This window comes from Parashewanella hymeniacidonis, from assembly GCF_016900895.1.
GTDB classification, from domain to species: Bacteria; Pseudomonadota; Gammaproteobacteria; order Enterobacterales; family Shewanellaceae; genus Parashewanella; species Parashewanella hymeniacidonis.
The window spans coordinates 1-10,224 of record NZ_JAFEUN010000131.1 but is presented as its reverse complement, the minus strand read 5'-3'; the positions used below and the strand labels follow the sequence as shown (position 1 = coordinate 10,224).

General features: G+C 38.7%; 11 protein-coding genes and 1 pseudogene. 6 read left to right on the top strand and 6 right to left on the bottom strand.

Features of this window, described 5'->3' with window-relative positions; genetic code table 11:
* The first annotated feature begins 503 nt into the window (after positions 1-503).
* The gene (locus JQC92_RS19105; protein WP_205001146.1) at positions 504-1,214 is read left to right on the top strand and encodes a hypothetical protein; all 711 of its coding nucleotides are present in this window, start codon (positions 504-506) and stop codon (positions 1,212-1,214) included.
* Positions 1,215-1,273: 59 nt separating this feature from the next.
* Here the strand turns inward: JQC92_RS19105 and JQC92_RS19100 are convergent, their stop codons facing one another.
* Positions 1,274-2,395 (bottom strand): phospholipase effector Tle1 domain-containing protein, encoded by a 1,122-nt coding sequence (locus JQC92_RS19100; protein ID WP_205001145.1) that lies wholly within the window; start codon positions 2,393-2,395, stop codon positions 1,274-1,276.
* 373 nt (positions 2,396-2,768) lie between these two features.
* On the opposite strand from JQC92_RS19100, the gene JQC92_RS19095 reads away from it, so the two are divergent.
* From JQC92_RS19095 to JQC92_RS19085, 3 genes are read left to right on the top strand one after another with little or no spacing between them, the layout of a single operon-like run.
* The gene (locus JQC92_RS19095) at positions 2,769-3,221 is read left to right on the top strand and encodes a GNAT family N-acetyltransferase (protein ID WP_205001144.1); all 453 of its coding nucleotides are present in this window, start codon (positions 2,769-2,771) and stop codon (positions 3,219-3,221) included.
* A gap of 16 nt (positions 3,222-3,237) precedes the next feature.
* Positions 3,238-3,459: a hypothetical protein gene (locus JQC92_RS19090; RefSeq protein WP_205001143.1), complete on the top strand. Its 222-nt coding sequence runs from the start codon at positions 3,238-3,240 to the stop codon at positions 3,457-3,459.
* A gap of 36 nt (positions 3,460-3,495) precedes the next feature.
* Positions 3,496-4,095: a class I SAM-dependent methyltransferase gene (locus tag JQC92_RS19085; RefSeq protein WP_205001142.1), complete on the top strand. Its 600-nt coding sequence runs from the start codon at positions 3,496-3,498 to the stop codon at positions 4,093-4,095.
* Positions 4,096-4,105: 10 nt separating this feature from the next.
* Here JQC92_RS19085 and JQC92_RS19080 read toward each other — a convergent pair whose 3' ends face one another.
* Positions 4,106-4,957 (bottom strand): pseudouridine synthase family protein, encoded by an 852-nt coding sequence (locus JQC92_RS19080; protein WP_205001141.1) that lies wholly within the window; start codon positions 4,955-4,957, stop codon positions 4,106-4,108.
* Between the two features lie 209 nt (positions 4,958-5,166).
* Between JQC92_RS19080 and JQC92_RS19075 the strand changes: the two genes are divergently transcribed.
* Complete coding sequence (locus JQC92_RS19075) at positions 5,167-7,188, top strand: hypothetical protein (RefSeq protein WP_205001140.1); 2,022 nt, start codon at positions 5,167-5,169, stop codon at positions 7,186-7,188.
* 3 nt (positions 7,189-7,191) lie between these two features.
* Here JQC92_RS19075 and JQC92_RS19070 read toward each other — a convergent pair whose 3' ends face one another.
* The 3 genes from JQC92_RS19070 to JQC92_RS19060 form a co-directional block, all read right to left on the bottom strand.
* Positions 7,192-7,536: a LysR family transcriptional regulator gene (locus JQC92_RS19070; RefSeq protein WP_205001139.1), complete on the bottom strand. Its 345-nt coding sequence runs from the start codon at positions 7,534-7,536 to the stop codon at positions 7,192-7,194.
* Positions 7,509-8,036, bottom strand: a complete 528-nt coding sequence (locus tag JQC92_RS19065; RefSeq protein ID WP_205001138.1) for a hypothetical protein — start codon at positions 8,034-8,036, stop codon at positions 7,509-7,511. Before JQC92_RS19065 ends, JQC92_RS19070 begins: the two co-directional genes overlap by 28 nt.
* A gap of 196 nt (positions 8,037-8,232) precedes the next feature.
* Positions 8,233-8,439 carry a hypothetical protein gene (locus JQC92_RS19060; RefSeq protein WP_205001137.1) on the bottom strand — a complete coding sequence of 69 codons (207 nt, stop codon included), beginning with the start codon at positions 8,437-8,439 and terminating at the stop codon, positions 8,233-8,235.
* 278 nt (positions 8,440-8,717) lie between these two features.
* Between JQC92_RS19060 and JQC92_RS23300 the strand changes: the two are divergent.
* Positions 8,718-8,831 (top strand): annotated as a pseudogene (locus JQC92_RS23300) (IS91 family transposase); the annotation flags it as partial.
* A gap of 644 nt (positions 8,832-9,475) precedes the next feature.
* Here JQC92_RS23300 and JQC92_RS19055 read toward each other — a convergent pair.
* Entirely contained in the window at positions 9,476-9,820 is a 345-nt protein-coding gene (locus JQC92_RS19055; protein ID WP_205001136.1) for an antibiotic biosynthesis monooxygenase family protein, read from the bottom strand.
* Between the last annotated feature and the right edge of the window lie 404 nt (positions 9,821-10,224).

The following is a 10,224-nucleotide window of genomic DNA, read 5'->3' as shown; positions in this document are numbered from 1 at the left end:
GGCCGAGAATGACATCAGGATGACCAAGGTTCATCAAAAAATATCAGGCTGCTTTAGGAGTACGGAAGGGGCAATAAACTTCTGTGCCATACGCAGTTACGTTTCGAGTTGTCGAAAGCAAAAATAAGGATGTAAAATGACCACAGCGCGACGCGCCCAAATATATATTAATCTATCTTCTTCTTGCTCTGACTTCATTTTTTCTCGGCTTTAAATTTCTCCCAGAGTCATTAGCAACAGACTCAGATTTACATTTAACAGGTTTATTTCTAGTCCTCTATTTTATTGCTTTACCGGCTTTTTACTGGCTCGGGGTAATTACTAAAGGTAAGCAAAAATCATGGAAGATTCTTATTGCATTGAGTTTGAGCTGTGCCTTGGCTCGTTATTCGTTACCCAGTGACCTGTCACAATACTTCGACTTTATTGCTTGGGTGAGATATCCACTCATTGCCATATTGCTTGTGTAGGAATGCTATATTTTCTATCTATTCATTAAAGGGTTGTGGGGAGCGAGAAAAGCGAAAGGTGATCCTAGATTAACCGCTTTAGATATTTATCAAAACCAAACGGCTGAAAATGACCAACAAGCGTTTGATTCTAAGTATCAAAAGCTAAAACAAAAACTGAACGATTCGAAGAGTGAGGGGCTAAAAACAGCGTCGATTACCTTAGCGTCAGAACCTGCAAGTTGGTATTACGCAGTGCCTTACTTCAGTCGTAATCACACCCCTAGTGTGGGTAAAATTAACTCAGTGATGGCAAGTTTTTATCATGTCGCATTGATAAGTTTAGTTTTAGTTGGTACAGCAATCGCAAGCTTAGGTTGGTTGGTGGATATCTATGAATACTTTGCGTACTTCGTTGCAGTTGTTGCCATTTACAGTCTGATTTTTGTCATCGGTAATTATCGAGCTGCTCGTCATTTCTCGACTTATATTCATGATGATTACCTTGTTGTTAATCAAGGTTTGTGGAGTGTCAGTCGATTCAAATTAGCTGAAATCAAATCAATTAATGTTAGTGACAAAGCACCAAGTAAAGATGAACTGACCCTGGGTAAGATAAGACATAACTCAGTGAAAATCGAGTTTTCGAAACCTCAAACCTATTTCGGCATGCTGGGAACCTTACCTGAGGAAATAGAATCAATTCGTCTGGCAATGGCTGAACCAGAGGAATTCGCTCGCACTATAGAGCCGCTTGCAGCATAAAAAATCACTTAAAAAGGCCCTCATTCATTCAATGAGGGTTACAAAATATTAGGGCACGACTAAGTACGACTTTCTCTGTGTTGTTTAATATTATCAAAGTGAGTAGGGGAGTCGTAAAAGTTATCCCAAACTGAATGGGCTATGAGTTCAAGTGACTTTGGTTGATAACTTTTATCGTGGTTTAGCCGAATCGTGACACTGGAGTGAATGATTGGGAGCATGTCAGTTTGTATTTGGTCGTGTTGCATCACGCAACATTCTCTATCATCCATGGTTATTAAACCGATTACAGGCCAACGTCTTTGTTGGTGGTTAGTACCAAATGGGTTGGGCTTGCATTCAATATCCTTTGGAGTGATAACGCCTTTTAACTCTTTAGGGCAAGCTTCATCAATAGCTTGTGACGTAAGAGTTTTAAATTCTATGTCAGGCAACTCTGTAATTTGGCTCATTTGTGTCAGCCAGTCTTTAACAAATTTTAAAGTGATATCAGAAAGCCCATCTTGAGCAAAACCGCCCCCGATGTCTGAATGAGAACCTGCAAACCATATTTCAAACGTTTTATTAGGTTCATGATTCATCAATGTGGGCTGAAAGGGTCGTCTTTTATCATCAAGGCTCACTAAATGCAGTGCTTTTGTTACAAGTGGAGATAATGTATTACCGTTTTCAAATACCACGTCATAGTCAGGTCGGCTGCGAGTGCTTAAGTTTGGTAAACCGATACTGGCTACCGTGTCAAAAGCACACAAAAATATGCAAGGTTCCGTTTCTTTATTCAGCATTTGTGAAGCAATAATGGTGGCAAAAGGTCTGGTAATCGCAGCCCCGCGGGAGAAACCGATGATGAGCAATGTATCTCCAGTCTTATAACAGTCCTTAAAATCTTGCTTTGCTCGATTGAGGATTGTGGCTACATCTAGGTTTTCAGGTGCAAGCCCTTGATTAATTATTCGATTGAGTCGATGACCGTAGGTGCCAACACCTTGATAGTAAAAACAACGATGAATATTTTTATTATCTGATATTCCGCGTAAGTCAGCGTCTTCAAAAAGGGTGCCGCCCATCAACAAATGTAATTTCAGGATATTACTGATACTACTGTCATCTTTAGGAAGTGATTTTGCGTCTTCAGGTTCATTCCCTGTTCCATCAAAGTTAAACACGATAAGTGCACTCATTCCCTTTCCTTGTGATGCATCTAAACGGGTACTTTTAACACAATACATTACTAAATAACATAACGTGCTGATCAGTATTCTGTAATAGGTATTAGTGTTGAATAACGACTCAGTTGTAAATAAAAACTATTTTTATTTAATTCTAATGTAAATGTATTTCCACAAATGATCGTTTTATCATTGTCATTTCTGTTTGTTTTAGCTGCCAGCGCTAACAATAGCTCACTATTGCAGCACACTGTCGCCTTGATTAACAAGCTGTGTATTCTCGCTGAAATTGAGCATCTTCAGGTATCATGGGTATAAATTCAGTAATGGAATGCTATGTGGGGCGGGTGCCATCACGGCAACAATTCAAAAGTAGATGTATGTAATGATTTTTCGAGAAGCAAAACTAAGTGACTTAGTGAGGTTACGAGAGCTTGAACAAGCGGATGTTGAGGCAGAAAGACCATTTAATTCCTCAATAAGAGAGCACGATGCGATTTATTATCAGTTAGAAGATTTGATCACATCTCAAAACTCGAAGCTTGTTGTAGTAGAAGTTAAGGGCGACATTATTGCCACCGGTTATGGACAAATTCGTGACTCAAAACGATCATTAACACATGAAGATCATTGCTATCTTGGGTTTATGTATGTTGCCGAAGGCTATAGAGGTAACGGGATTAACAAACAGGTTGTTGATGAACTTATCGCGTGGAGTAAGAGCAAAGGTGTTAACGATTTTTATCTAGATGTGTATTCAGAAAATGCATCGGCGTTACTAGCGTATAAGAAAGCAGGTTTTATTCCTACGCTTTTGGAAATGAAGCTTAATTTGTAAAAGGTAAGGGAAGCAATTGAAAGCTCTTAAATTGAAAAATGGAATTCGTCACTTTCGTATGTTAGTCATTTTTTCAGGCCTCGTAGCGATGTTACTCTGTATTTACTCTCTTGGATGTATGGATATCAATGAGCGGTGGCAGCAAGCGATTTATTTGCCGATGATATTAACATTTATCATCGAATACTCATTAATAAAGAGTGATAAAAGAAAAAAAGATTGTGAAGCAGAAAATTAAGTTACATATCCCGCACCCAAAGGAGTTAATAAGATCATGAATCCCGAAGGTGTCGGCAAAGCTTATGACCAAATAACAGAGATGTGGAGTCCAAAGAACTTTAATATGAGCAATGGCATTGAGCAGCATAAAAAAGCCATTTCTTTGTGTAACAAAGTCGGTCGTGCTCTTGATATCGGCTGTGGACGAACAGGTCGATTTATCGATCTGTTACTTGAACATGATTATTTGCCTGAGGGCCTTGATATCTCTAAGGAGAAGATAGCTCTTGCGCAAACAAAGCATCCAAATATCACTTTCTATCATCAAGATATTTGTTCGTGGGACTTCCCCAAAAAGTATGATTTCATCACGGCGTGGGACAGTATTTGGCATGTTCCGTTAAGTGAGCAAAAGAAGGTCATCACTAAAATCATTGATAGCCTTAACTCTGGTGGTGTATTTATTTTTTCGTTTGGAGGTACTGAAGAGTCCGGTGAGCATTCGAATCGTGCGATGGGCCCTGAAGTTTACTATTCGTCACTCGGAGTGAATGGCTTTCTGTCTCTATTTATTGAACTTGGCTGTATCTGTAAGCATCTAGAATATGATCAATATCCAGAGCTTCATGCTTATGCCATTATTGAGAAGCTCTGAAATTGTTCATTCACAGTGTTAATCGCTTTGATTTATCAACGCAAAATTTCTGATTTTTGTTTGTAAAAGGGCAAATGAAACTCAATGAAACAGCTTGCAGTTGCAAATCTCGACTTTCGTCAACCACTTCACTATATAAACGGTCACCGACAATAGGGTGGCCTAGATGACTTAGATGTTTGCGAATTTGGTGTTTACGCCCAGTTAACAATTTTACATCAAGCAATGAGTAATCATTTAACTTATCAACAAATGAAAAAATGCTTGAAGAAGGCTTACCATCAATTTCTTGATCAACTCGAAACTCGGTTGGTAAGTCAGATAAATCGCCATGAACAATGGCTTGATAACGCTTATCCATTTGTCTACAGCCGAACATATCACTGAATATTCGAGCGGCTTTTTTACTATGACATAACAGAATCAAGCCGGATGTTGCTCTGTCTAAACGGTGCACTAAAAATACAGGTCGCTCTTGAGTGTCAGTGAGTTTGTGAAAGTTCATTTCAACCCAGCGATTGATGCTTAAATGATCACACCAACGACTGCCTTGGCAGTTTAGCCCATAAGGTTTAAACCAAATACTATAGTCGCCAGCATCTGAAATAAGCTCTGGCTCTTTCGCAGACGTAGCCAGTAACTGGCTATTGTAATTAAACTCTACTTTATCACCTACTTGTAATGGTTTGCTGGCACGCCTCACTCTTTGTTTGTTTTTTCCTCGTTGTAGCCAAACAGCTCCTTTTTGCATGGCATCTTTAATTTGAGATTGAGAAAGCTTCGATTCGTTGGCTAACAGTTGAGTGATTTTAAGCTTAGCTGCAGCTTCGTTGACCGTTATCGGTAATTCAAGAGTGTCCATTAAAGAGGATGTTTATACATGAGAGGTTTAATGGCTAATTGTACACTTATAGTAATAGAACGATCGATATATTTTGATGAATAGGTATTAATGAGTCATTGATTTCACACTAGATTAAAAAAAACTCATTGAACATTCACTAGAATTCAATGCACTATGTTCCAAAGATTCGTATTGTTAATTAATCCCTTTTTTATTTAAGTCGTCATATGGCCGTTCAAAATAGTCTAGTCATTGTCACTCAAGACCCATCAAGCTCAGCTTACAATTATGAAGCAAGTGCATTTAATGATTTTTTGAGAAAGTGTGAAGTAGGTCAGCAAGGTAAAACTTTTACTGCAACACTGTATGTAAATCAAGGTAATAAGCAATATGAGTTAGGCGTCCATGTGCGAAAAACATCAGAAAGATATCTATCTGTTAATGAAGATGCATTTACTAAGATCGGTAAGTTGTTCTCTTCCAATAACAGTCAGATTATTGCTGGTTTTTTAACACAGTTAAATACAAATTTTTCTTCATCCACTGCAGTTAAGCATGATACAGCTCCACGTGTTGCTGGTGATAAAATAGGTAAAAGTGATAAAAGTACATTTAAAACGAAAGAAGGCAGTGCTGATCATCATCCAAAAATTTCGAGTTTTCATAAGTCAGAAAAACCAGTTCTTCAATTAAAACCAGATGGTAAAAAAGAGTTGGCCTCTACAAAATATTCGACAATTAAAACGCTCATGTATCAAAGAGCTATAGCGACAGATGCAAAGGTAAAAAACTTTACTGTTGATGAATTTATGACTGCTATGGATCATAATATGGATTGGGCAAAGCCTTTTACGAATAATAAGGGAAAAGCAGATGCGCTAAGATCAGTACTGCCATTCTTAGAAGTGACATTCCCAAAGGGGGCGAGTTCCGCAAAAACACCTCTAGTAGCACATCAGCGCAGTAGTGTGTTAATACCAAGTTCTGTGACAGACTCTGATTCCTCTCCAGTTTCACCTGAAGGCGCATCGACGTACGTTAAACTACCACATCCAAATCATTTAGAGCGAGTATCAAGGGAGCCAATCACCTTGTATCACACTGCTGACTCTATAAATAATGACTTTTCAACACCCGCTATGGCTGAGCATGAACCAGTAAGCGGTCCTAAGCAGAAGCCTGATTTTACTTATAAAAATGAATTATTACCTTCAGGTTGTCCAAGTGAAATTAGTTTCCCATACTACTATTCTATACAGCAGTCACACACATCAAGTGATCGAACCAATTTGACTTCTAGGCAAAGCCCAAGTTCACTTAGTCATCGATATGCACCTTTGTTACAACCTGAAAATGATGAAGGATATCCTCAGCACGATGAACATTTTTCAAATCGGCCAAGTTCATTGGGTGCCCAACCCTATTGTGATCCTTTCGAACGGCCAAGTTCATTAGGTGCTCAAAATGTTGGGAATGCTCCAAACGTCCAAGCTGTGAGCGGAGAAAAAACCCACCAACTCGCTGATTTAACTATTAAAAACAGTACTTACAATCAGTCCCAAAAACCAGAATGGGTTGACCAGCAAATTAATGATTTAACTGATGTAAATCTAAAAGGAAAAGTGACTGAACCAGGTGAAGGCTGTATATTTTGTTTTGACTTGGATGAAGTAATCATTAAGGTGAAATATAAAGATTGGAGTGGTACTGATTTACCCGAATTCGAATTTGTTGATCCAGCATTTCCTGAAAAAATAGCAAGGCTAAAATCCACATATCATAAGGCAACTTTTGTGGTTGTTACCCATACACCTGAGAAAATCTTAGAGCGTAAATTAAGTTCTATAGAACAATTCGGATACAAGAAAGATTGGTTTGCTGCACATATAGCAAAACAAGGAAGTAAAAGTGCAGCTTTGAAAGAACAGTTGCCAGAGCTTGGAATTAAACTTGAGGACGTTAAGCATGTAGTAATGCTTGATGATGATGCCAGTAACTTACGCGATATGCGGGGTGGATTTGAGAGTGTGACGACAATTCAACCTATGGCTGCGATATTAGATAAGTTATTGACCTTTTGTGTTCAAAATGGATATGTGGAAGGAGGAGCACCTGATTTACTCGCATTAAGGAGTTTTCATGACCCTCATGACACTTTTGACGATATGTATTATCAGTGGTGCTCATTTTATGGTCATGAGTACGTGCCACTTCAGGATGACCAAGAGGACTCTTTTAGACTTTGGTAGCTTTTACTTCTCTTCAACTAAAAATTCATTAACTAAAGTACGTATCGAACTTTTGAGCCACTGTAGTTTTTCAGTATGAGAATTTCTTTTACGCCACAGCATCATAAAAGGAATATTCAACTGTTGGTATTGTTCTTCAGAAAGCGGAAGTGGCAAAGTTGTGAGTTCCAAATTAAATTGCTTTACATATGACTCGCAGTATCTAGGGCCTACCGTAAACATGTGTTGTTGATTCTTCGCTGCAAAAAATAACGCATGTTCAAAGTTTGAAACCGAAAGTGCAACATTTCGATACTTACCTTGAGTTGCAAGAATATCATCTAAAGCGCATTCACTGCGTTTTCCCAAAGTATGCCTATATGCTGATAACTTAAAAATGAATCAAGATCCCACTTTAATGTCAGTGCGGGGTGATTTGTATGTAAGTAAACCACAGGCTTATCTTCTAAGAGTATCTCGTAATCAATAACATAAGGAAGAAGTTGCGGAGACTCTGGTGAACTTGCATTTGTCTCTCGGCCACAAAAGCCAATATTAATATCACCGTTAATGATTGATTCAATTGAATCATAATCCCATTGGGTGATTTTGGCCTTAGAGTTGGGAAACTGGTTAAGGACCAAATCCGGTAACTGGGTTGCTGCTAATAAATATAAAGGTGATTCCATACTCATCGCAAATTTAAACTTTGCAGAATTTACGCCCTGATTTTTTTGTGACAACTTTGTAGAGATCAGTGACCACTCAGCCAGATCATTTTCTATATTTTTAATAAAAATGGTTGGCTGAAGTCCTTGAGGAGATTTAACAAATAATGGGTCATTAAACCATTCACGAAGTTTCGCCAATGACTTATATGGCAATCCCTACAAAAAAAGAAAAATACTAAGAATTCCAATTCCTATAAATTTAAAAAACTTTTTCACGTTATCTCCTAAACGTATAAGGCTCTCTTTTGAGATTCAAAAACGGGTCGGCAAAAATTTAAACGAAACAACGAGAGATAACCAATTTTGTCTGTTTGAACGGTTCGTGATAGGGAACCTAATTGTCAGTTGGTTTTGGTGCAAAAAGATTCATTATTGCCAAATAAACCCAACCGCCAATCCAAGTAACCCCTAATGCAAAAGTAACAACACCTGATGTTAAAACTGAGCGGTTCTGTTTTTTTGCTAACCTCATCGCAAACAGTGCAGGTATAACACCAGTAATAAGTAAAATGTACGGCATTAACGACATACTAATATTCATTATATTCCTTTAGATTCTCTGTGAGATTACAAATTTGTATTAACCTAACGCTCGCTTAACAGGCAAAGAGCCGTTAGCTATGATTTAAAGAGTAGAGGGCAATCAGTATTTATCTGTGTTGATGCGCTTGTATGCACACTACTTCTAGTTTTTAAGTTTTTCTACTGAAAATTTTACATTGTTTGCTACTAAACTAAAACCCATAAAAAATTGCACTGAGAATATAGCGTAGAGAGCAACAACACCAACTGAATACATTACATCATTTTCAAAACCAGTATTACATAGTGACCTTTACCTTGCCAGCCCAGCTTCGACCGCTGACGTTTCAACATCAGCAGCAGGTGTTTGATGCCATGTTTAGCGTCACCCAAAGCCTGCTGAAAAACTTTGCCAATCGTGCGTAAAAAAGCCTAGTGCTTATGTCGACGGTGTCAGCAACCGATGCAGTTTATGGGTATCGTTCGCTCAAGCGCCTTTGGCTGACACTCGTCGCACATTTGATAATAAGGATAATGGCAATAATTTAACGTAGAGGGTAATAAAAACAGAAAAAGACAAGTTAATGCAACAGAGTATTAGTGGTAATAAGTATCATAGAGCGCCACTAAGGCTGAGTCATATCTAAACAAAAGTGAGTTGTAGAAACGGCTCACTTTGATCGCTTAAACATTTCAGAGATATTTGCATATATATAACCATGATACCTGAAGATGCATGTTTCAGGACTTTCTCAGCGCCAATTCTTTGAGGCGCATTAGCGAAGGAATATCAGGATTCTTTCGAGCTAATGTAACAAAGAAGAATTGTCGCTGACAAGTCCACGAAGTGCGAGTTGCACAGCGTGTTACTCTGTGTTGCCAGTGCTAACAATAGCTCACTATTGCCGCGACACTGTCGCATTGATTAACAAGCTGTGCATTCTCGCTGAACTCGAGCATCTTCAGGTATCATGGGTATAAGTAGCGTCGGACTGGTTCAACAACCAGATAAGGCGCAGGCTGCGCTACGCCTATCCTTATTTATTATGTGAATTTTAGCCGTGTACCTCGATACTATCTTTTGGGGCTTCTGAACGTATGTCCATGCCATAGTCTCTGATGACACCCGCAACTCTGAGTCTGTAGGTTTCAAAAACACCCCCACGACCTTTTAATTGAGCAAATCGGTGAGATTCTAAATTGCGCCACTCTTGAATTGCTTCTTCGTCACGCCAAAATGACAAAGATAGAACCTTGCTGTCATTGGTTAGACTTTGGAAACGTTCGATTGAGATAAAACCATCAATATCTGACAGCAACGGTTTTAGTTCACTTGCAATATCTAGATATTCAGCAGTCTTGCCCTCTGCTACTTGTACTTCAAAAATTACTGCGATCATAACTCACCAGACTACGATTAATATATTCGAGCATTTTACCAAATTGGAGCTGCTGTAAATATGGGTTTTATCAAGAAGTTAAAGATTAGATTCTGTGATTTTTCGCCATTCACATCGTTACATTAAGCTACAACGCTGTTTGTTGTCCGTCTTGAATGTTCTTGTGTACGCCCAGCATGGGCGTGAACTAATGAGGTGAAAGTCCTCTGTAGGAAGATCACCGTTTATTAACTTAATGTTATTAAACGATATCTACTAGCGAATGGCAAGGGCTTATCCGTGAGGGTTGGTCTGGAGGAAGCCGCTAGCACTTTCGTTTATAAAGAGGACGAGCTGATGAACATGAACACCATCAAGCGATGAATGCCATGCTCAGCTGCAAAACCTTTAATAAAGGGTGCAGT

Bases quoted from the DNA above. Each gene is read 5' to 3' on its own strand.
- JQC92_RS19100 (WP_205001145.1), bottom strand. From the start codon at position 2,395: ATGAGTGCACTTATCGTGTTTAACTTTGATGGAACAGGGAATGAACCT.
- JQC92_RS19095 (WP_205001144.1), top strand. From the start codon at position 2,769: ATGATTTTTCGAGAAGCAAAACTAAGTGACTTAGTGAGGTTACGAGAG.
- JQC92_RS19085 (WP_205001142.1), top strand. From the start codon at position 3,496: ATGAATCCCGAAGGTGTCGGCAAAGCTTATGACCAAATAACAGAGATG.
- JQC92_RS19080 (WP_205001141.1), bottom strand. From the start codon at position 4,957: ATGGACACTCTTGAATTACCGATAACGGTCAACGAAGCTGCAGCTAAG.
- JQC92_RS19075 (WP_205001140.1), top strand. From the start codon at position 5,167: ATGGCCGTTCAAAATAGTCTAGTCATTGTCACTCAAGACCCATCAAGC.
- JQC92_RS19060 (WP_205001137.1), bottom strand. From the start codon at position 8,439: ATGAATATTAGTATGTCGTTAATGCCGTACATTTTACTTATTACTGGT.
- JQC92_RS19055 (WP_205001136.1), bottom strand. From the start codon at position 9,820: ATGATCGCAGTAATTTTTGAAGTACAAGTAGCAGAGGGCAAGACTGCT.